The sequence below is a fragment of the Elizabethkingia bruuniana genome (assembly GCF_002024805.1).
GTDB classification, from domain to species: Bacteria; Bacteroidota; Bacteroidia; order Flavobacteriales; family Weeksellaceae; genus Elizabethkingia; species Elizabethkingia bruuniana.
This window is the reverse complement of sequence record NZ_CP014337.1, coordinates 2,592,745-2,613,233: the sequence shown is the minus strand read 5'-3', so window position 1 is coordinate 2,613,233 and position 20,489 is coordinate 2,592,745. Positions and strand designations below refer to the sequence as shown.

The 20,489-nt window shown below is 36.6% G+C and carries 18 protein-coding genes; 10 read left to right on the top strand and 8 right to left on the bottom strand.

The features are described from left to right. Positions 1 to 70: 70 nt before the first annotated feature. From AYC65_RS12125 to AYC65_RS12115, 3 genes are all read left to right on the top strand, one after another. Entirely contained in the window at positions 71 to 1,246 is a 1,176-nt protein-coding gene (locus tag AYC65_RS12125) for a thioredoxin family protein (protein WP_034865990.1), read from the top strand. Positions 1,247 to 1,354: 108 nt separating this feature from the next. Then, on the top strand, positions 1,355 to 1,924 hold the full coding sequence (locus AYC65_RS12120; RefSeq protein ID WP_034865992.1) for a DUF3575 domain-containing protein: 570 nt from the start codon (positions 1,355 to 1,357) through the stop codon (positions 1,922 to 1,924). Between the two features lie 2 nt (positions 1,925 to 1,926). Next, positions 1,927 to 2,139 (top strand): hypothetical protein, encoded by a 213-nt coding sequence (locus AYC65_RS12115; RefSeq protein ID WP_034865994.1) that lies wholly within the window; start codon positions 1,927 to 1,929, stop codon positions 2,137 to 2,139. A gap of 204 nt (positions 2,140 to 2,343) precedes the next feature. Here the strand turns inward: AYC65_RS12115 and AYC65_RS12110 are convergent, their stop codons facing one another. Then, entirely contained in the window at positions 2,344 to 3,546 is a 1,203-nt protein-coding gene (locus tag AYC65_RS12110) for an exo-beta-N-acetylmuramidase NamZ family protein (protein ID WP_034865996.1), read from the bottom strand. 4 nt (positions 3,547 to 3,550) lie between these two features. On the opposite strand from AYC65_RS12110, the gene AYC65_RS12105 reads away from it, so the two are divergent. The 7 genes from AYC65_RS12105 (at position 3,551) to AYC65_RS12075 (ending at position 11,658) form a co-directional block, all read left to right on the top strand. Next, positions 3,551 to 4,780, top strand: a complete 1,230-nt coding sequence (locus AYC65_RS12105; RefSeq protein ID WP_034865999.1) for an ABC transporter permease — start codon at positions 3,551 to 3,553, stop codon at positions 4,778 to 4,780. Then, entirely contained in the window at positions 4,781 to 5,812 is a 1,032-nt protein-coding gene (locus AYC65_RS12100; RefSeq protein ID WP_034866002.1) for a sulfite exporter TauE/SafE family protein, read from the top strand. Between the two features lie 57 nt (positions 5,813 to 5,869). Continuing rightward, entirely contained in the window at positions 5,870 to 6,850 is a 981-nt protein-coding gene (locus tag AYC65_RS12095; protein ID WP_034866005.1) for a PLP-dependent cysteine synthase family protein, read from the top strand. 236 nt (positions 6,851 to 7,086) lie between these two features. Next, positions 7,087 to 8,403: a TolC family protein gene (locus AYC65_RS12090; protein ID WP_034866008.1), complete on the top strand. Its 1,317-nt coding sequence runs from the start codon at positions 7,087 to 7,089 to the stop codon at positions 8,401 to 8,403. Next, on the top strand, positions 8,400 to 9,659 hold the full coding sequence (locus AYC65_RS12085) for an efflux RND transporter periplasmic adaptor subunit (RefSeq protein WP_034866011.1): 1,260 nt from the start codon (positions 8,400 to 8,402) through the stop codon (positions 9,657 to 9,659). Before AYC65_RS12090 ends, AYC65_RS12085 begins: the two co-directional genes overlap by 4 nt. 11 nt (positions 9,660 to 9,670) lie before the next feature. Further along, a complete protein-coding gene (locus tag AYC65_RS12080) occupies positions 9,671 to 10,417 on the top strand; it encodes an ABC transporter ATP-binding protein (protein WP_034866013.1) in 747 nt (248 codons plus the stop codon). A gap of 11 nt (positions 10,418 to 10,428) precedes the next feature. Next, complete coding sequence (locus AYC65_RS12075) at positions 10,429 to 11,658, top strand: ABC transporter permease (RefSeq protein WP_034866016.1); 1,230 nt, start codon at positions 10,429 to 10,431, stop codon at positions 11,656 to 11,658. A 7-nt stretch (positions 11,659 to 11,665) separates the two neighbouring features. Here the strand turns inward: AYC65_RS12075 and AYC65_RS12070 are convergent, their stop codons facing one another. From AYC65_RS12070 to AYC65_RS12040, 7 genes are all read right to left on the bottom strand, one after another. Next, complete coding sequence (locus AYC65_RS12070; RefSeq protein ID WP_034866018.1) at positions 11,666 to 13,102, bottom strand: sodium:solute symporter; 1,437 nt, start codon at positions 13,100 to 13,102, stop codon at positions 11,666 to 11,668. Positions 13,103 to 13,185: 83 nt separating this feature from the next. Beyond that, positions 13,186 to 15,294, bottom strand: a complete 2,109-nt coding sequence (locus AYC65_RS12065; protein WP_034866021.1) for a type IA DNA topoisomerase — start codon at positions 15,292 to 15,294, stop codon at positions 13,186 to 13,188. Between the two features lie 118 nt (positions 15,295 to 15,412). After that, complete coding sequence (locus AYC65_RS12060; protein WP_034866024.1) at positions 15,413 to 16,633, bottom strand: amidohydrolase; 1,221 nt, start codon at positions 16,631 to 16,633, stop codon at positions 15,413 to 15,415. A gap of 80 nt (positions 16,634 to 16,713) precedes the next feature. Then, positions 16,714 to 17,565, bottom strand: coding sequence for an AraC family transcriptional regulator (locus tag AYC65_RS12055; RefSeq protein ID WP_034866026.1), 852 nt, complete (start codon positions 17,563 to 17,565; stop codon positions 16,714 to 16,716). Between the two features lie 186 nt (positions 17,566 to 17,751). Next, the gene (locus AYC65_RS12050; RefSeq protein ID WP_034866029.1) at positions 17,752 to 18,414 is read right to left on the bottom strand and encodes an ankyrin repeat domain-containing protein; all 663 of its coding nucleotides are present in this window, start codon (positions 18,412 to 18,414) and stop codon (positions 17,752 to 17,754) included. Between the two features lie 19 nt (positions 18,415 to 18,433). After that, positions 18,434 to 19,768, bottom strand: a complete 1,335-nt coding sequence (locus AYC65_RS12045) for an amidohydrolase family protein (protein ID WP_034866030.1) — start codon at positions 19,766 to 19,768, stop codon at positions 18,434 to 18,436. A gap of 114 nt (positions 19,769 to 19,882) precedes the next feature. Then, positions 19,883 to 20,347, bottom strand: coding sequence for a GNAT family N-acetyltransferase (locus tag AYC65_RS12040; RefSeq protein ID WP_052114584.1), 465 nt, complete (start codon positions 20,345 to 20,347; stop codon positions 19,883 to 19,885). Between the last annotated feature and the right edge of the window lie 142 nt (positions 20,348 to 20,489).

The window sequence follows — 20,489 nt, the reverse complement described above, 5'->3', positions numbered from 1 at the left end:
TTAAGTTTCAGATGGGGATAATGTCAGAGATGTATATTACATTTGCTAATGTTTAAAAGAAATATTGAAAATGAAAAAACTAATCTCTACATTATTCCTGTTTATAGGATTACTGGCTTTTGCTCAGGCCGGAATAAAATTTGACGAAGGAAATTTTTCCAGCCTATTGGCGAAGGCTAAAAAAGAAAATAAGCTTATTTTTCTGGATGCTTATGCCAGCTGGTGTGGTCCATGTAAGCTGATGGCAAAAAATATTTTCACATTACAGTCTGTTGGTGACTATTATAACAGCCATTTTGTGAATGCTAAGATGGATATGGAGAAGGGTGAAGGTGTTGAATTGGCAAAGAAATATAATGTAAGAGCTTATCCTACTTATTTGTTTATAAATGGAGACGGAGAAATTGTTCACCGTGTATTGGGATATGTTGAAGAAAAGCCATTCATTCAGTTTGCTAAAGATGCAGAAGATCCAAAAAGAAATATCGGTGCACTAAAAGCGAGATTTGAAAAAGGAGATATGGATCCTGATTTTCTTAAGAATCTAGCGATGTTGACCATTTATGAAGATGCTAATTTTTCGGGTAAAGTGACAAAAAAATACTTTGAAGTAAAGTCAGACAAAGCTTTTTCACAAGAAGATATTCAGCTGCTTTTAACCGGATTAATGAATACTGAAGATCCAAGATATGAAATCTTCAAAAACAAAAAAGAAGAGATCATAAAAATAGTGCCGGCTGCGCAATATGAAGCATTAGATAAGAATATCAAAATGAATACTATTGTTAAAAAGGCATACAATCCGGATACTAAAACTTTGAATACAGAGTATTTCCTTACAGAAACAGAAAAAGTCTTTGGAAAAGAGCAGGCAGAAAAAATGCTGGTAAGAGTAAAAGCGAGCTATGCGCTGAAAAATAAGGATTTTGCTACTTATGAGAAACTAACGTTAGAGCAATACAAAGATTTTTCTAAAGCTAATTCAAATGAACTTAATTCTGTTGCATGGAATTTCTTCGAGAATGTTAAGGATAAAAAATCATTGCAGACAGCAATCCTTTGGGCACAGGAATCTGTGAAGAAAGATGAAAGCTATGCTAATACTGATACTTTAGCTAATCTTTATAATAAAGTTGGAGACAAAAAGAATGCTAGATTGTGGGCTGAAAAATCTGTTGAGCTGGCAAAAAAATCCGGTGAGGATGCTGGAGATACTCAAAAGCTGTTAGATAGCCTAAAGAAATAAGCTTCTGATATATTAAAATATATTAAAATATATTAAAAAAGCTGCTTTTGGGCAGCTTTTTTTGTGGGCGAAATCTAAAATCGATAATTTCGTAGCGAAAATTTAATTATGAAAAAAATATTAGCGGTTTTTATCCTAATGCTTTCCCTTGGCGAGGTGCGTGCACAGGAGTATAAGAATCAGATAAAGGGAAATATGCTTTTTGCACCTCTTGGGATTTTGAATGTAGGATACGAACACGCTTTTAATCAACACTGGACTGGTCAGGCTGATGTTTTTATCTCTCCTTGGAAATCTTTTACAGGAAGACACTTGCAGATTTATATGGGACATGTAGAAGCTCGTTATTATTTTACAAAAGCCATGGAAAAATGGTATGTAGGAGCTAATGCGGGTATGGGAGTCTATAATATGCAAAAATGGAATTATTGGGATCTAAATGATAGATATCAGAAAGGATTTAACTTTATGTTGGGTGCTACCGTTGGTTATCAGATGAAGTTAAGCAATCGTTGGAGTATAGATTTTTATGTAGGAGGTGGTACATCCCAGAGTTTTTACCATGGATGGTATAAAGATAAATACCCGAGACAACGTTATGATTCTGCACAGGCTTGGAATAAGAGTGGTGAATTTATTCCTTTCCGTGGCGGAGCAATGATTTCTTATAAATTTTAATGATGAAAGACTTATTTAATAATTCCAAGTATTACGTTATTATCGTATTGACCTTCATTATTGTTTTCCTGATGAATTATATAGGAAATGATGCGCCGGATAAATTATCCAGAGCACTAATGAATGGTGGGGCCGGAGCAGTAGGAATTGCGATCGGACTTATTATTTATCAGCGTGGAAAAGGCGGTGATAATAAACATCACGATATAGACTGAAAAATAAGAGGCTCCGGAATTCCGGAGCCTTTACTTTTATAAATAAGCTGAATATTTATATTCTAATTTTGTACTTCTGATGTTATGCAAACTGTGGAACCGCAAAACTGTATTATTTGTGATTTTATATGGATTGTTTATATAAAACATATAACAACATATAACAACATATATAATACAATTAACTTTGCACTAACTTCTAACTTAGTTAGGGTAAACAACATATTTCTGTCTTGTTTTCTCAAAGTCTTCAAGTCCTTTTTTCCATGAAGTTTTAATCTGCTCCTGAGACATTCCACCTATAATCTGCTTTCTCAGTTGATCAGATCCTGCAAGCGTATCAAAGAATAGATTTTTCAGGAAGAAATCACCTTTACCCGCAGGGCTTTTGTAATCTTTATAAGCTTTGATCAGCCATTCAAGATTAATTCCGGTTAATGCTTCCGGATAATTTCTTAGGTCTTCACCGAAACATTCCTGACCGTTGAGTGGTGGGTTTTTAGACCCATAAGACGGTTTTGGTGTAAATTTAAAACTGAAATCTTTTGTATAAGGAGATCCGTAAGCCTGGAAAGGAAATTCTGTTCCGCGGCCTAGAGAGATATTAGCTCCTTCAAAAAAGCAAAGGCTTGGATAGAGGTTAATCGCTTTATCATTTGGAAGATTAGGGGATGGCTTTTCTAATACACCATAACGTTGCTTTTTGTGGTAATTGGCCATTTTAACGACAGTATATTTAGCTTTGATACCATTTTTAAGCCAGCCCTCACCATTTACCATATTGCCATATTCACCAATGGTTAAACCATATATAACCGGAATTTCGTGCATGCCTACAAAAGATGTCCATTTTTTATTTAGTACAGGACCGTCTGTGTAACCATCGTGTGGATTTGGTCTGTCCAGTACAATAACTTCTTTACCCGCTTCGGCAGCAGCTTCCATTACATAAGTTAATGTGGATATATAAGTATAAAATCTGACACCTACATCCTGTAAATCGAATAGAATGATATCGGAATCATTAATTTGTTCTGGTTTTGGTTTTCTATTGTTTCCGTATAAAGAAACAATGGGCAAACCGGTTTGCTTATCTATATCACTTTTTACATGCTCTCCGGCATCGGCATTTCCTCTGAAACCATGCTCAGGTGTGAATATTTTGGTAATATTTACTTTTTTAGAAATAAGAAAATCTACAAGATGAGTATGTTTACTATCGCTAAGTACACCTGTCTGATTGGTTAGAACAATTACTTTTTTATTTTTTAATAAGGGCAGGTATACCTCCGGCTGATCGGCTCCGGTTTTAAATGTTGTGGTATTCTGAGCATTAAAAAATGACTGAAAGCCAAAATAGATTAGGCAGATCAGAACTAAATTTTTAATTTTGAGGCTAAAATTCATACTGTTGAAATTTCCTTTATATTATTCACGCAAGATAGCATTTTCCAAGGATAACAAAAATAACCTTTCCCGAATTATAATATTTATAGGGAGGCTTTCTGTAGCATTAGGGATTATAGTATCTCTTATTACAGTTTGTACCGGATTGGGAGCGAAGAAAGCGATTAAGGAAAGAATGGCAGATTTTTCCGGTCATATTTCTGTAAAGTCCGCACAATCGGATAACTCTTATACTTCTTCTGTACTCAATAAAGCAGGACTGGATTATAATAAAATCCAAAACACTCCTTCTGTAGCTTCAGTTCAGTCCTATGCTATGGTAAGTGGTATAATGAGGAATGAGAAAAGCTTTGACGGAGTTGTATATAAAGGCGTAGGTAAAGATTTTGACAGAGAGCGCTTTGAGAAATTTATGATTTCCGGAAGTATTCCGAAATATGATGAAAATGGATATAACAATGAGGTTATTGTATCTGGTAAAATTGCTACAGACCTTGGCCTGAAGGTTAAGGACTCTATAGTAGCCATATTTTCTAAAGAAGATCAAAAACCTGTTTATCGAAAATTTGAAGTAGCCGGAATCTATAAAACAGATATCAAACTTATCGATGATCTTTTTGTAATAGGGGATATTAATCAGGTTCGGAAAATTCAGGGAATGGAAAAGTCCGACATTGGCGGACTGGATATTTATCTGAAAGACATTGATGACATAGATAAAGAGTACCCTAAAATAGAAGAGCTGATAGGCTATAAAAACTATGCAGAAAAAGCGACAGAAATGTACCCGCAGATTAATGACTGGGTGAATATATTTGATACCAATATTGGATTGATTATCGCAATTATGCTTATCGTAGTTGTGATCAATATTATCATGGTGTTGCTAATTCTTATTATAGAAAGAACTAATTCTATTGGTGTACTGAAGACATTGGGAGCAACTAATTTCCAGATTCGTTCGGTATTTATTAACAATACACTTCTTATTATGGTTCCGGGGCTTGTGGCCGGGAATCTTATCGGACTGGGTTTATTATTTATTCAGAAATACTTTGGGATTATAAAACTGAATCCGGATAATTACTTTATCAGTGTAGTTCCGGTAGATCTTAATATTCTCTATATTCTTGGGATTTCTATAGGGATCCTTCTGATTGCTGCTTTGGCGATGATTGTACCAAGTTACCTGATTAGTAAGATATCGCCTGTAAAGTCTATAAAATATAACTAGATGTTTTATCTAATAGTTTTTATTTGCAGCTTTCTTGCATTTGGTATAAGCGCAATATGCGGAGGAGGTGCAGGCCTAATGCTTATTCCTGTTCTTAATCGTTTCTTGCCAGTAGTTCAGGTTCCTGCAGCTTTATCAATTGGTACTGCCAGCAGCTCTGTGTCCAGGATTGCTATTTTTTACAAAGATATTAATTGGAAAGTGGTCCGTTACTTTCTGCCAACAGCTTTGCCGGCTGCATGGTTGGGAAGCTGGATGCTGAGTTATATTAATCCAATCTGGATAGAATTATTAATGTCCATTTTCCTTATCAGTAATCTTCCGCAGGTATTCAAGAATAAAAAGAAAGATTATGAAACCGAAAAAGGGCTGAAATCATGGTCCTTGCTGATCATTGGTTTCTTTGCAGGATTTATATCCGGAATTACTGGTGCTGTTGGGCTTTTGTTTAACAGGTTTTATTTGAGATTCGGGATGACCAATCAGCAGATTGTAGCTACCAGAGCAGCAAACGAAGTAGTATTGCATATTGTAAAGCTTATTATGTACATCTATTTCGGACTTTTTACATTAATGGTACTGAAAGTAGGATTGGTTGTTGCAGCGGCTGCAATACTTTCTTCCTATGTTATGAAGAAAATTTTACCAAAGATCAGTATAAAATGGTTTCATCAGATTGGTTTCTCTGCAATGGTAATATCCGGAGTCATTATGTTGGTGGGCTTTTTTACAAAAGCTCAGAAAGACGAAAATGCCAGTTTGTATACTACATGGGAAAGAAAAGGATTCAGAAGCCATTTAGCATGGTCTGAAGATAACTACACTATTGAATTTAAATGGTCCGAAGGTTTTGAATTCGAAAAAGTCATTACTTACGACCAACTACCTGAAGATAAGAAACGTTATGTGGACAGTCTTCCGGTTCAGTATAAACACAGAGTTTTTGAGATTGTTAAAAGCTTTGACGGAACAAGCTATGAAGTATATTTCCTGGATGAAAACGGAAAACTGATTAAGAAACTCGATTTCTAAAAAAGTGATATATTTCTTTTAAATTAAAAATTACCCTAATAATAAATTAAATCATAAATGGAATACGCAAATAATATTCTGGAGACTATTGGGAATACACCATTAGTAAAGCTAAACAGAGTGTTGGGTGAAGATTTCCCTGCTTTGGTTCTGGCCAAGGTAGAAACCTTTAATCCGGGCAATTCGGTGAAAGACCGTATGGCACTGAAGATGATAGAAGATGCAGAAAAGGACGGAAGACTAAAACCAGGAGGGACCATTATTGAAGGAACATCCGGAAATACTGGAATGGGACTGGCTTTAGCAGCAATTATCAAAGGATACAAATGTATTTTTGTGACGAATGATAAACAGTCTAAAGAGAAATGTGATATACTTAGAGCTGTAGGTGCTGAGGTTATTGTATGTCCAACTGATGTACCACCAGAAAGTAAAAGATCTTATTACTCGGTTTCTAAAAGACTGGCTCAGGAAACACCTAATGGCTGGTATGTAAACCAGTATGACAATCCATCCAACAGACAAGCTCACTATGAAAGTACAGCACCAGAGATTTGGAAACAGACTGAAGGTAAACTTACTCATTTTGTTGCAGGAGCTGGTACTGGTGGAACTGTTACGGGTTGTGGAACATTCTTCAAAGAACAAAATCCGGATATTCAGGTTATCGGGATAGATACTTACGGCTCTATTCTGAAACATTTCCATGAAACCGGAGAAATTGATAAGTCTTTAATTCATACCTATATTACGGAAGGTATTGGAGAGGATATCATCCCGGAGAATTATGATATGACTGTTATTGATCATTTCGAAAAAGTAACCGATAAAGACGGGGCAATCTATGCCAGAAAGCTGGCTCTGGAAGAAGGCATCTTTTGCGGGTATTCTGCAGGTAGTGCTATTGCAGCTCTGGTGCAAATGAAGGACCGATTTACGAAAGATGATGTTGTCGTTGTATTATTACACGATCATGGCAGCCGCTATGTAGGGAAAATATACAATGATGAATGGATGAAAGCCCAAGGCTGGTTGTAAAATAAAAAAATCCCTGAAGATTATCTTTAGGGATTTTTTATTATGAATATCTAAATCATATTGTAATTGTATATAGAAATATTAAGGTTATTTTAATCTTATTTATATTTTCTTTTAAAAAATGGCTTTTTTATTTTGATTATTGTATAATTAAGTTAAATTTGCGTTAAATGTATTGGCGGATGTAGGAGTGGATTAATTTTTTCTTGAACAAAGTATCACCAAAATCAAGCGTGATGAAAGCAAAGATTATACTCTTAATTTGTTTCTTTATAATAACCGAAGGCTTTTCACAAACCGGAGGTTATCCTGAACAATGGACTCTGGAAAATTGTATAGATTATGCCAGAAATAATAATATATCAATTAATTCATTGCGGCTTTCCGGAAGTTCTGCCCGTCAGGATTTACTGCAAGCTCAGCAGGCAAAATATCCGAATCTTACAGGCTCCGTTTCACAAGGTCTTGCAGCTGTAAGTTCTAATAATGGACTTCAATTTACAGGAGTTCCTTCTCAGAGTATTGGTCTAAACTCATCAATGACCATTTATCATAACGGTTATATCCGGAATAATGAGTCTTCCAAAAACCTTTTGGTACAGATGGCGGATTTGTCTGTACAGGAAGCAGAAAATAATATCACTTTGAGTATTACTCAGGCGTTTCTGAATATTATGATGGCTAAGGAAAACATTGTTTCTCTACAACAGGTGCTTTCCACAACTCAGGTATTACTGAAACAAGGACAACAGCTATATGATGCAGGAAGTATTTCTAAGCTTAACCTGTTACAGTTACAATCTCAGGTTGCACAAGACGAATATAACCTTACTCAGGCACAAAATAACCTGCGTACAGATATTGTTAATCTGAAACAATTGTTACAGTTACCTTCAGCATATGATTTCCAGATTCAAGCACCAGATAGTATAGGAGTTAGTAACGAAGTAAGAGCTCTTCAGGAAGCCGAAAATATGGCTCAGAATCAGCGTCCGGAAATCAGATTTGGAGAGCTGAATATACAGAATGCCAATTTACAGCTTAAAATGGCTCAGGCATCTACTAAGCCAACGCTGAATGTCATAAGCAGTGCTTCTACAAATTATACAAATGGAAATGGAAGCTATACATCGCAATTGGGAAATAATTTCTATTTACCAATAGGACTTAGTCTTGCTATTCCAATATATAATAACCGAATTTATAAAACTGGTGTTGAAAAATCTAAAATTGCGATTGAGCAGGCTAACCTGGATTTAGTGAATACAAAAACAGTTCTGAATCAGCAGGTCGAACAGTCTTATATAAGTTTTCAGAATTCTCTGGCTCAGTTTACATCAGCTAAAAAGCAAATGGATATTAGTAAACAAAGCTTGGATATTGTGGAAGCACAATTAAAACTGGGAGCTATAGATTATGTACAGTTACAACAGCAACGACTGCTTTATATACAAGCTTTACAGAGTTTTCTGCAAGCTAAATATGGAGCTGTTCTCAATAAACAGATTTACGATTTTTATACAGGAACTCCGATAACATTGACTAAGCAATGAAAAAGAATAATAAAAAATGGTTAGTATGGACTATTTTAGGAGTCCTGATAGCCGGTGGACTTTTCTATTGGATTAAAAGGGATACTACACCTAAAATTCAGCTGGAAACAACTTATCCCACAATAGGAGATATTTCTCAGTCTATTACTGCTACAGGAAAAATAGAACCTGTAGATACAGTAGCTGTAGGTACACAGGTATCCGGAACTATTAAAAATATATATGTTGACTTCAATTCCAAAGTGAAAAAAGGGCAGCTTCTGGCTGTGCTGGATCCTGAATTATTGAGAGACCAAATGTTGCAAATGAATGCTAACCTCCAGAGTGCTAAAAGTAATCAGGCGTATAATGAAATCAACTTCAACAGACAATCTCAGTTGTATAAAGTTGGAGCAATAAGTAAGGCAGATTATGATAATGCACAAAATGCTTATAACGCTTCGAGAGCCCAGGTTGGAGCGGTGGGTGCTCAATTGGCTGCAGCTAATAAAAATCTGTCTTTAACCAGTATTTATTCTCCTATAGATGGTACTGTTCTGAACCGGAATATCAGCGAAGGGCAGACAGTTGCCGCAAGCTTTAGTACACCGACTCTTTTTAGCATAGCTAAAGATTTGTCGAAAATGCAGGTTCGTGCAACTATTGATGAAGCAGATATAGGGAATGTACAAGCTGGTCAGAAAGTAAGTTTCACGGTAGATGCATTTCCCAATGAAAGTTTCAACGGAACTGTCTCTGAGGTAAGATTACAACCTACTATTTCTGCTAATGTTGTGAATTATATTACCATGATTAATGCAGATAATACCAGTCTGAAATTAAAGCCGGGAATGACCGCAAATATTACGGTGACAACAAAAGAACTTTCTAAAGTGATGAAAATTCCTGCTCAGGCAATTGCTTTCCACCCGGATAGTCTGGTTGCCAAAAGCTATGTGATTAATGCTCCTGCATTCAAGAATAGCAAAAAGCACAAAGGAGCAGGAAAACAAGGATTTAATAAGAAAAAAACTTCGGATGAAGCCGGGGTCTGGATCCTGAATAAGGATAATACCATTGTGCATAAAAAAATTAAAACGGGAATGGATAACGATACCGAGATTCAGGTAATATCTGGTCTCGAGAAAGGAGATAACATTATTACAGGATATAAAATGCTCACCAAAAAATCGTCTAAAGGTACTGCTAAAAGCCCTTTCCTTCCACAACGATCAGGCGGCAAAGGGAATAATGCTGGTGGCGGTGGTCCAAGATAAAAATAGAGGTCATGTCAAAAATTTTGGAAATAATAGATTTGAAACGAAACTTTGTAATGGGTGAAGAAACTGTCCATGCACTGAAAGGTGTTAGCTTTTCCGTGGATCAAGGTGAATTTGTAACCATAATGGGAAGTAGTGGTTCTGGTAAATCTACAATGCTGAATATTTTGGGATGTCTTGATAAACCTTCGGAAGGGGATTATATTCTGGATGGTGTAAATATTAAAGATCTAAGCAGGGATGAGCTGGCAAAGCTAAGGAATATAAAAATAGGCTTTGTATTTCAGGCATATAATCTTTTACCCAGAACAACGGCTAAAGAAAATGTGGAACTTCCGCTGTTATATAATCCTGAAGTTTCTGCAGAGGAAAGAAATAAACGAGCTATAGAAGCCCTTACGGCGGTAAAGCTGGAAAGCAGGATCGAGCATTTGCCTAACCAGATGTCGGGTGGGCAGCAGCAAAGGGTTGCTATTGCAAGGGCGCTGGTAAATGAACCTGTTATGATTCTGGCGGATGAGGCTACAGGAAATCTGGATACCAGAACATCTTACGAAATTATGGCACTCATGCAGGAGTTGAACAAGAATGGTAAAACAATCGTTTTTGTGACCCATGAACCCGATATTGCTTCTTTTAGCAGCAGAACAATAACCCTAAGGGACGGGCAGGTAATTAAAGATATGAAAAATCCGGAAGTAAGATCGGCAAAAGAAGCACTGGAGAATCTTCCCGTAAATGATGACTATAAATAACAAACTGCAAAATGAACCTTGTAAATCTTTTCAGAATTGCCTGGAAAGCCCTTCTTAGAAACAAATTACGGGCTTTTCTTACTATGCTGGGTATTATTATCGGTGTAGCTTCGGTTATAGCAATGACGGCTATAGGTGAAGGTTCTAAAAAGAGTATCAGTGATCAGCTTTCCTCTATGGGGTCTAATATGATTACAATTCGACCAACCAGTAATGTAAATGTCTCCGGAGGGGCAAGGATTGGAGCTGCGGGTTTACAGTCTCTTAAACCAGTAGATGTTGATGCTATAGCAAAAGGAGCTGATGATGTTTCTTATGTATCACCAGCAGTACAGACCAACGGCCAATCAATAAGCGGAGCCAATAACTGGCCTACACAGTTACAGGGAGTTAATGCAGATTATTTTAGTATAAGAGACTGGAATGTATCAGATGGAATGTTATTTACAGCTAAGGATGTAACGTCGTCTAATAAAGTTTGTCTTTTGGGACAAACAGTTGTTGGTAACCTTTTTCCTAACGGGGAAAGTCCTGTAGGAAGTATTATCCGTTTTAATAAAGTACCGATGAAAGTAATTGGTGTGCTTGAAGCTAAAGGAGCAAATGCATTTGGACAGGATCAGGACGATGTTATTATAGCACCGTTTAATACTGTTCAGAGAAGATTTTTAGGTATTACTTATGTGCAGACTATTTATGCCTCTTCTGCAACGGCAGATGTTTCACAACAGGCCAGTGATGAAATCTCACAAGTGCTGAGAAAACAACACAGACTGAATCCGGATGGTACTAATGATGACTTCAGTATACGTACACAGGCCGAGCTAATCTCTACAATGGGATCTACAAGTCAGTTACTTACCGTTTTATTATCTGCTATTGCAGGGATTTCCCTTATTGTGGGTGGAATTGGTATTATGAACATTATGTATGTTTCCGTTACAGAAAGAACAAAAGAGATAGGTTTGCGTATGTCTATTGGAGCCAGAGGTAAAGATATATTACTGCAGTTTCTTATAGAAGCTGTGTTAATAAGCCTTACAGGCGGAATTATTGGTGTAATACTGGGAATTGCAGTCTCAGAGATTGTTACTGTATTTCTCGCGTGGCCTACCTATATAACTGAATCTTCCATTCTAATCTCATTCTTTGTCTGCGCAGTTACCGGTGTTTTCTTCGGTTATTATCCTGCCCAAAAGGCTTCACGCCTGGATCCTATAGATGCGTTGAGGTATGAATAAGAAAATTTTATTTCTTTCTGATCAGGAATAATCCGATAAATGTTAGTAATCCGTTGATAAGCAATAACTCTAATCCTATTTTGAAATCTCCAAAAATCTGTTCTTGATATTTGTCTATAAAGTAACTGATTACTGGCGCTGCAATACATACATAAGGAACCAGGTGGTCTTTGACTTTGTATTTTGTGAATATTCCGAAGACAAATAGACCTAATAATGGTCCATATGTAAAGCCTGCTAATTTCAGGATTATTCCGATCATGGAACTGTCGTTAATCCATTTAAAGACAAGTACCATAATAAGGAAAGATATAGCAACAATAATGTGTACTCTTTTTCTTATTTTTTCCTGCTTTTTCTCTTCCCAGCCTTTATTTTTAATATTCAGAATGTCAATACAGAAAGAAGAGGTAAGGGCTGTCATCGCACCATCTGCACTTGGAAATAAAGCCGAAATTAAGGCAATGATAAAGATAACGGAAATTACTGGAGACATATGCTCCAGAGCTATAGCCGGGAATAGACCATCACCAACAGCTTCAACATGTTCTCTTGCTCCATACAGGTGTAATAATCCTCCCATATAAAGGAATAGACCAATAACCACCAACATAATGAAGCCAAGACTTACCATGTTTTTCTGAGAGTCTTTTAGGTTGGTTACAGAAAGGCTTTTCTGCATCATTTCCTGGTCTATACCTGTCATAGTAATTGTAATAAAGGCGCCGGCAATAATCTGTTTAATAAAGAAATTCTTCTCCATAGGATCTGTACCGAATATCTGAGTATAACCCTTTTCATGCATTGCTGTAAAGCTTTCACCTACACTTATCCCCATATGCGAAAGCATATAAATTGTACAGATGATTAACCCGCCCAGCATACAGGAAGTTTGGAGTGTATCTGTCCATACAATAGTTTTTACACCACCTTCGTAAGTGTACAGAATAATCATTCCCAGGATAATAATAGTTGTAGCAATAAAAGGGACACCTAGTTTATCCAGAATTGTCATCTGCAGGATATTAACAACCAGATAAAGTCTCGCAGTAGCACCAACTAAACGGGAAATAATAAAAATTGTAGCTCCGGTTTTTTCGGATAATTTTCCCATTCGCTGTTGCAGGTAACTGTATATAGAGGTGAGCTTTAAACGGTAGTAGAGTGGAAGGAGTACATAAGCGATAATAATGTAGCCTATAAGATATCCCAGTGTAATCTGTAAATAGCTGAAGTTGTCTTTTCCGACTGCACCGGGAACACTCACAAATGTAACACCGGATAAGGAGGTGCCAATCATTCCGAAGGCAACCAGCATCCAGTTACTGTTACGGTTTCCGATAAAAAAACTTTCATTATTACTTCCTTTTCCGGTTCTGTACGAAACGTAGAGTAAAATAGCGAAATAGGCGAAAACAATTAATAACAGTACAACTGGTGACATTAATGAAATTTTAAATTTCACAAATGTAGTTTTTTTTGAATATACAGACGAAGAACTTTAAAATGAAAAGTAGAAACTATTAACTATCCTAATTGTATATTAAAGTTTTCATCCAATGACAGAACGCCTTCTTTCAGGTCTGCTGGGTGTTCTGAGAAACCTTTTAATTTGGACGTCTTTCCTTTTGAAACTAAATCCTGAATTTGTTTTTCGGTAATTTTTTTACCAAACAAAATGAAAGGAACTTTGAAACCGCAATTTTTAAAATCGGAACAGCCAATGGCTGTTTTACCTTTCATCAGGTGCTGATCTTTACATTTAGGACACTTTTCCTGCTCCCATTCAATAACTGTACTTTTTCTCGGAGCTTTTTCTTTTTTCTCTTTAACTTCCGGGATCTGGTGTAGCGATATCACCTTGGCTTTTTCATTAATAACCTTCCGGGTAAGGTCGGTCACCATTTGAATCAGTTCTTCCTTGAAATGATTGGCCTCGTAAGTTCCGCTTTCTATTTTTCGTAACTTAAATTCCCATTCTCCAGTAAGTTCCGGACTTTTCAAAAGCTCATCCTCAATAGTATCAATAAGTTCTATACCCGTTGTAGTTGCGTATAGGTTCTTTTTCTTTTTGTCAATATATTTTCTTTTGAAAAGCGTTTCGATAATGTTGGCACGGGTTGAAGGTCTCCCAATACCATTGTTTTTCATTAATTCACGCAATTCTTCATCCTCAACCTGCTTTCCTGCAGTTTCCATAGCCCGTAGCAATGTTGCTTCGGTATAAGGTTTTGGAGGAGAAGTTTTTCCCTGATGAATAACCGGAATGTGTTCACCACTTTCACCAACTTTAAATTCAGGAATATTTTGTTCCTCTTCTTTATTCTTTTCAGAGCTTTCCTTTTTATCCTTGGCATAAATAATTCGCCAACCAGGTTCCAATATTTGCTTTCCGTTTGCTTTGAAAGGAATAGTACCGACTTTTCCTTCTACCAATGTATTGGATATTTTACATTCCGGATAGAACACCGCAATAAACCTTCTGGCTACCAGATCATAAATAAGTTTCTCTTCCTTACTCAGATTTTGAGAAGGAGGTACTTCCGTTGGGATAATTGCATGGTGATCTGTTACCTTGGTATCATCAAATACCGCTTTAGACATAGGTATAGGCTGTGATAGTAAAGATTCTGTATATTCTCTGTAGAAATACATGCTGCGCAGAATTCCGCCAATTTTTGGATATAAACTTTCCGATAAGTATGTTGTATCTACACGTGGATAGGTAGTATGCTTCTTTTCGTATAGACTCTGGATATATTTCAGCGTGCTTTCTGCAGAGAAACCATATTTTCTATTGGCTTCCACCTGCAATCCGGTAAGGTCGAAAAGACGCGGGTTCTTTTCTTTTCCTTCTTTAATTTCGAATGAAACGATCTCAAAAGGATGCTGCTTCAGGTATTCCAAGCCTTTTTCTGCCTTCTCCTGAGTTTTTAAACGATCGATGGCTGCATTAAACAGTACTTCCCGATAAGTTGTTTTTAGTTCCCAGTATTCCTCTGTTTGGAAAGCATCTATTTCTTTTTGTCGCTGTACCAGCATTGCCAGTGTTGGAGTTTGTACCCTCCCGATAGAAAGAACAGCTTTGTTTCCGCCAAATTTCTTAGTAAATAGTCGGGTTGCATTTATACCCAGTAACCAGTCGCCTATAGCACGGGCATTGCCGGCAAGATATAGATTCTTATAATCTTCAGCTGGCTTCAGGCTTGCAAAGCCTTCTTTTATGGCATCTTCGGTAAGTGAAGAAATCCATAATCTTTTTACCGGTTTATTGCATTTTGCTTTTTGTAATACCCATCGTTGTATCAATTCCCCTTCCTGGCCGGCATCACCGCAGTTTATTACTTCTTCACAGTCGCCGACTAATTTTTCAATAACCTTAAATTGCTTTTGTACTCCGCTGTTGGAAATAAGCTTTATACCAAAATTTTGTGGGATAATGGGAAGGAAAATTAAATTCCAGGATTTGTATTGAGGTCCGTAATCATGAGGTTCTTTAAGTGTGCATAAGTGGCCAAAGGTCCAGGTAACCCAGTAGCCATTGCCTTCGAAATAACCCTGCATAGGAGTATTTGCACCTAATACTTTGGCGATATCTTTAGCTACACTTGGTTTTTCGGCAATACACAACTTCATGAGAGTCAATTAAGGGGATGCTAATTTCCGTATTTTTTCCAGAACTTTTAGCTCCATTGGGGCGGAAAAATACGGAAATTTATTTTAACTGCTCATTATGAGTTACTCACAAATCAATTTATTTTTGAAAAATCAAACTCCCTTCATGGATTAGAGAATGAACAGGAGCCATTCTGGAAACTGCTTCAGCAGAACAGCTTGCATCTACCAGTACAATATTGGCAGCAGCTCCTGCTTTTGGCCATTGCATATTTCCTTTATCATCCAGTGGAGTAATATTTTGGGTTGCCAGTTTTAGCATTCTGGAAAGATTGTATTCGGTTCCGTAACCATAGAGTTCAGCAGCCAGTTTTGCTTTTTGAAGCATATTACCTGAACCAAAGGTTCCCCAATGATCCTGTACATTATCATTACCGATTAATACATTTACACCATGCTTCATTAGGGTAGGAATAGGCATAATAGTATTTTTGAATGGTATAGAAGAGGCGATTCCCACTTGTGCTGCTGCCAGTCGCTCCGCTATTTTCTCTGTTTCAGCAGAAGAAAGATGTCCTAATGCAAAGGCATGGCTCACAAATGTCTTGCCTCTCAGTTCAGGGTTTTCCAGCGCTTTATTGATCAAAAATTCTATTGTTTTTATTCCCGATTCTCCTGTCTCATGAAGATGGATGTCTATTCCTTTATGGTTGTCCAAAGCCAGCTGTACAATAAAATCCATTTGCTTTTCAATACTTCCATCTATACTGAAAGGATCTAAGCCGCCAATAAAATCAACACTCTTTAGCTGAGCGACTTCTTTCATTAAAGGAGCTGTATTGGTATAGTATACACCATGTTGAGGAAAGGCTACTAATTCTGCCTGAAAAGAATCTTTTTTGTTCTTTAGTGCCAGTTCCAGATGTTCCAGAGATTTTAATCCGGAAGTAGGATCTACATTAAAATGAGTTCTGGCGTAATGAGTACCATAAGATTGTGTAAACGCTATCAGTTTTTCTGCACGTTCTGTAGAAGTCTTTAGTAATTCAGGAATAATTTTTTGCTCATAAGCAATCATATCCTTTACTGTCCTTCTGGTTTGCGAAACTGCTTTCCATGGTAGCCCGAATAATGTTTTGTCAATATGAATATGCATATCCTTAAATGCAGGAAGCATTAACCGTTTTTTTGCATCTATAGCTTTTGCATAAGGATTGTTGGGTGTAACAGCCTTTATTGCATTGTTTTCAATTTCTACACAGAAAAGTCCGGTTTGGGTTCTGATGACTTCTTTTTGATCGTATTCAAAGCCAGTTTCTAAAAGGACGTTTTTTAAAGTATAATTATTTGCTTGTGACATAGGAATGTAATTAACAATGACAAAGTTATTATACCCAAGTTTTGTGGAAGGTGTACAAATTATGCTTTGTGGTGTATAATTTATTTCTTCTCTTTGAACTGTGAGGGAGTCATTCCGGTATGCATCTTGAAAAATTTGGAAAAGCTTGCGTGGTCATAAAAACCTAACTCGTATACAATTTCTTTTACAGATATATCGGTAGACATCAGAAGTCTTTTAGCTTCTAATAAAGTACGGTTCTGGATGAGCGATGATGCAGAAGCATTCAGATGTTTTTTGCAGATAATGTTGAGATAGTTAGGTGAGATGCTTAGTCTGTCTGCATAAAAGTTAACAGAACGTTCCTGTCTGAAAAATTGATCAGTTAGATCAAGAAATTTTGATAACAGGGGAGAGGAACTGTAAATCTTGAAATCATTAAAAATACCTTCAGCAATCCGGCTAAGAATAAGTGCAATAAGTTTACAACGGGTGCTGATAATGTCCCATAGAATAGGTGTTGTTTCCAGTTCTTTGCGGATAGCGCTGAATTCGTAGAGAAGTGTGCTGAATTCTTCTTCTGAAATACTGATAACAGGATGTTTGTGATAATAAGCCAGCGGAAAACGCAGTGAAGGAGACATCCCTTCAAATAAAGTTCGGCCTATCATAAGCTGATAACCTATAGTCTCCGGTTTTATTTTCCATTGGTGTACCTGTTCCGGAAATAAAAGATGAACCTGATAATCTGATAAAGAATAGTCGATAAAATCTATATTGTGAACCCCTTCACCATTTTTGAATAACAGAATAATAAAAAAATCATGTTTATGCGGAGAGTCGATGGACCTCTCTCCGTGTAATTCATGGAAGAGTAAATCACAATCGGCAGGAATTCCCTGATTGAACTCCTGAATTCCTAATACAGGAAAATGATCGGGCTGATCATTCATATGCGCTATTTTATTTTTAAAAATAGTAATTTTTTATAGTATTTAAAATATTTTTTGCGTTGAATTATGCGATGTACACTAATCTTAAAAACCATACAGAAACATGATTTATATAATATCAATCTAAACTGTCTCAGTGTTTCTGCATGGATGAAAAAACTTTAGAATATCACATTCAGGAGAATTCTAAGATTCAAGTATTTTAACAATTTCTTTAAAACCTAAAGATTTTGCGTGTTGCAAAGGAGTTCTTCCGTCATGATCCGGAATATTAAGATCAGCCCCTGCATCTTTTAATATTTGTACAGCCTGCTGGTGCTTTGTACCACCGTTACCCAAAATAACAGCTTCCATTAAGGCTGTCCAGCCTAATCTGTTGACATGGTTTATGGGGAAGTCTTTTGTATTGGCCAGTAGCCTTACGGTTTCTACATGTCCACGCTCACTAGCCGGAATAAGTGCCGTTCCGTAGTATCTGTTGAAAATATCAAAACGTGCACCATGAGTGAGGTATAATTTTACAAGTTCTGTTTGCCCGCTGGCGCCTGCATATAAAAAAGGACTGTCTAACTTATCATCCTGCTGATTGACATCCGCGCCGTACTGAACAAGTAATTTAGCAGTATCTGTTGCTCCGGAAATAGTAGCAATGAGTAGTAGAGAACGCTTGTTGCTATCTTCTGTATTGACTTTAGTACCTTCTTTTAAAGCTTTCTCAACTAATGCCTGCTGATTATTTTTAACAGCGTCTATAATATGTACTGATGTGCTTTCCACTTTATCTTCTCTTACCTGAGAGTGGCAGTTACTTAGAATGCCGAAAGAAAGCAAAAAAAGAATGACTCTCATATATTTTATTTACTGATGACTAAAAAACAATATTTCCCTGATGGATCAGAGATTTTACAGGTGATATTCTGGATACAGCTTCTGCGGAGCAGCTGGCATCTACAAGTACAACATCCGCTGTATCTCCGACTTTAGGCCATTGTTGTGTGCCTTTATCATCCAGAGGTAATATATTATAAGTTGCCAATTTTAAACTTCTGGAAAGTAAAAATTCTGTTGAATAGCCATAAAGCTGAGCCATAAGATTTGCTTTTTGCAAAACACTTCCGCTTCCCCATGTATTCCAGTGGTCTATGATACTGTCGTTTCCGGTACCAATGTTTACACCGTATTTATATAATGTAGGTATAGGCATAATAAGCCCTCCGAAAGGAATTGTGGACATGATACCTATCTTTGCATTAGCCAATTTTTCAGCGATCTCTTCCTGTTTAGTTTTGTCCAGTTTTGCCAGAACGAAACAATGACTCAGAAAGGTTTTGCCTTTCAGTACAGGGTTTTCATTTACTTTACTAATCAGATATTCTACTGTTTTCAGGCCTGATTCTCCTGTTTCATGCAAATGGATATCAATTCCTTTATTATGATCTAAAGCCAGCTGAACAGTAAAATCCATAGTCTTTTCAATCTGTCCGTCTACATTGTATGGATCGACGCCGCCAATATAATCTATATCTGTTTGAGCGGCTTCCTTCATCCATGGTGCAGAATCTGTATAGTAAACACCATGCTGCGGAAAAGCGACAAGCTCAGCCCCAAAAGTAGCTTTTTTGTTATCCAAAGCCTTTTGCAGATTTTTTAGCGATTCCAGTTTAGAAGTTGGCTCTATATTTACATGGCTTCTGGCATAAGACGTACCACAAGATTGAAGTAGTTCAATAAGCTTTTCAGCATGGAATGTAGATGTCTTTAACATCTCAGGTAAGATCTGCTGTTCCAGAGCAATCATGCCCTTTACACCACCTTGTCTTTTTCTTACAGCCTGCCATGGACCGCCATAAAAAGTTTTATCCAGATGGATGTGCATATCTTTAAATGCCGGAAGCATAAGAAGGCCTTTAACATCAATAGCTTTTGCAGAAGGATTATTTGGGGAAACAGCTTTTATTTTTCCGTTGGCAATTTCTATACAGAATAATCCTGTTTTAGTAGCTACAACTTCATTTCCTTCGTATTCGAATCCGGTTTCCAGCCTTACATTTTTCAGTAATATATTTTTTGTTCCCTTCATCGTTTTATCGTTAGTAAGGTTAAAAGGACTGGCTGCCAACAAGCCTGGGCTTATTGCTAAACCAGCTACAGCTAAAGCCGAACTTTTAATAAAATCTTTACGGGTAATACCGGAAGCATTCATGATACTAAAATTTTAATAGCAAAAATACCAATTGATCTGCCGGTATAGATGTAGTTATTATACTATTGTCTGTAGAAATTATAACTTCGGTATTATTTCGAAGGAATTAGTTTTTTATAATTTCATAGTCAACAAGATCATATCTGTACACTCAATGCCATTTTCCCATATTGGGTCGGAATAATTATCCTTAAAGAAATTCTTTCGGATATCTGTAATTTTGAAACCAAATTTCTGATACAGATAAAGCTGCCCTGTACTGGAATTTCCGGTTCCTATAACCAGTTTTTTATAGAATTTATTTTTAGCTTTTATAATGGCATCTTTCAGTAGTAATCCCCCGATTCCCTGATTTTGAAATTTTTCGTATACGGCTATGTTTTTAATTTCTATGGTATTAGAGTCCCATGGGCAAAGTACATAGCATCCGATAATTTCATCATTACCTTTTGCAAGGTAAAGCTGTCCGGATTTGATGTACTGATCAATTAATTCTTTTGACGGATCAGCGAGTAATAAAAGGTTATAGGGAATTGGCGTTCCGGCAGTGTGCGGATGTATCGTGATGCTTTCTTTCAAGGCTGTTGATTTAAAAAAAATGAAAAACTAAGATAGGAAATAATAAACTCATGAGTAAATTATACTCCCAGTGCTTATCCGGTATTTTATTATTGTGTATTAATTATTTATAATAATGTTTCTGTAATATTTATATCGAAAT

What these genes read in the sequence shown, in the direction of transcription:
- AYC65_RS12120 (WP_034865992.1), top strand. Translation starts at nt 1,355, where the DNA reads ATGAAAAAAATATTAGCGGTTTTTATCCTAATGCTTTCCCTTGGCGAG.
- AYC65_RS12070 (WP_034866018.1), bottom strand. Translation starts at nt 13,102, where the DNA reads ATGTCACCAGTTGTACTGTTATTAATTGTTTTCGCCTATTTCGCTATT.
- AYC65_RS12080 (WP_034866013.1), top strand. Translation starts at nt 9,671, where the DNA reads ATGTCAAAAATTTTGGAAATAATAGATTTGAAACGAAACTTTGTAATG.
- AYC65_RS12100 (WP_034866002.1), top strand. Translation starts at nt 4,781, where the DNA reads ATGTTTTATCTAATAGTTTTTATTTGCAGCTTTCTTGCATTTGGTATA.
- AYC65_RS12095 (WP_034866005.1), top strand. Translation starts at nt 5,870, where the DNA reads ATGGAATACGCAAATAATATTCTGGAGACTATTGGGAATACACCATTA.
- AYC65_RS12060 (WP_034866024.1), bottom strand. Translation starts at nt 16,633, where the DNA reads ATGTCACAAGCAAATAATTATACTTTAAAAAACGTCCTTTTAGAAACT.
- AYC65_RS12090 (WP_034866008.1), top strand. Translation starts at nt 7,087, where the DNA reads ATGAAAGCAAAGATTATACTCTTAATTTGTTTCTTTATAATAACCGAA.
- AYC65_RS12075 (WP_034866016.1), top strand. Translation starts at nt 10,429, where the DNA reads ATGAACCTTGTAAATCTTTTCAGAATTGCCTGGAAAGCCCTTCTTAGA.
- AYC65_RS12085 (WP_034866011.1), top strand. Translation starts at nt 8,400, where the DNA reads ATGAAAAAGAATAATAAAAAATGGTTAGTATGGACTATTTTAGGAGTC.
- AYC65_RS12050 (WP_034866029.1), bottom strand. Translation starts at nt 18,414, where the DNA reads ATGAGAGTCATTCTTTTTTTGCTTTCTTTCGGCATTCTAAGTAACTGC.
- AYC65_RS12115 (WP_034865994.1), top strand. Translation starts at nt 1,927, where the DNA reads ATGAAAGACTTATTTAATAATTCCAAGTATTACGTTATTATCGTATTG.
- AYC65_RS12055 (WP_034866026.1), bottom strand. Translation starts at nt 17,565, where the DNA reads ATGAATGATCAGCCCGATCATTTTCCTGTATTAGGAATTCAGGAGTTC.
- AYC65_RS12110 (WP_034865996.1), bottom strand. Translation starts at nt 3,546, where the DNA reads ATGAATTTTAGCCTCAAAATTAAAAATTTAGTTCTGATCTGCCTAATC.
- AYC65_RS12065 (WP_034866021.1), bottom strand. Translation starts at nt 15,294, where the DNA reads ATGAAGTTGTGTATTGCCGAAAAACCAAGTGTAGCTAAAGATATCGCC.
- AYC65_RS12045 (WP_034866030.1), bottom strand. Translation starts at nt 19,768, where the DNA reads ATGAATGCTTCCGGTATTACCCGTAAAGATTTTATTAAAAGTTCGGCT.
- AYC65_RS12125 (WP_034865990.1), top strand. Translation starts at nt 71, where the DNA reads ATGAAAAAACTAATCTCTACATTATTCCTGTTTATAGGATTACTGGCT.